The sequence below is a fragment of the Streptomyces chlorus genome (assembly GCF_042655885.1).
GTDB lineage: Bacteria > Actinomycetota > Actinomycetes > Streptomycetales > Streptomycetaceae > Streptomyces > Streptomyces chlorus.
The window spans coordinates 1-573 of the sequence record NZ_JBHSOA010000169.1; the positions used below are offsets into that span (position 1 = coordinate 1).

Annotated in this window: 1 protein-coding gene; it reads right to left on the reverse strand. The window is 71.2% G+C overall.

Features of this window, described 5'->3' with window-relative positions; translation table 11 throughout:
* A partial coding sequence (locus ACFPZI_RS37220) for an AMP-binding protein (protein WP_381371593.1) occupies nt 1-545 on the reverse strand: 545 nt, incomplete at its 3' end.
* Between the last annotated feature and the right edge of the window lie 28 nt (nt 546-573).

The window sequence follows — 573 nt, forward strand, 5'->3', positions numbered from 1 at the left end:
GGCCCGTCCAGCCGACGGGCCGTGGACCACACCGTCGTCTCCGTCGGCCCGTACACATTCACCGCCGACGCACACGCACGCACCAGCCCACCGGCCACCTCCACCGGCACCGCCTCACCACCGACCAGCGCCCGCACCCCGGACAACAGCCCCGCACCCGCCTCGGCCAGCACACCACGCCACCACGCCGGCGTCGCCTGCACCACCGAAACCCGCTCCCGCTCCAGCAGCCCGCACACCGCCACCGGATCCCGCGACACCTCCTGCGAGGCCAGCACCACCACACCACCGCTCACCAACGGCAGGAACAACTCCAGCCCCGCGATGTCGAAGCCCACCGTGGTCACCGCGAGCAGCCGCTCACCCACCCCGACACCCGCCACATCCCCCATCGCCACCACGAAGTTCTCAAACGCACCCCGGGAGACCACCACACCCTTGGGCCGCCCCGTCGACCCCGACGTATAGATCACATACGCCGCACCCGAACCCGGCACCCCCACCACGACATCCGAGGCATCCTGCCGGGCACACTCCGCCACCACCGCCGCATCGTCCACCACCAGGAACGAA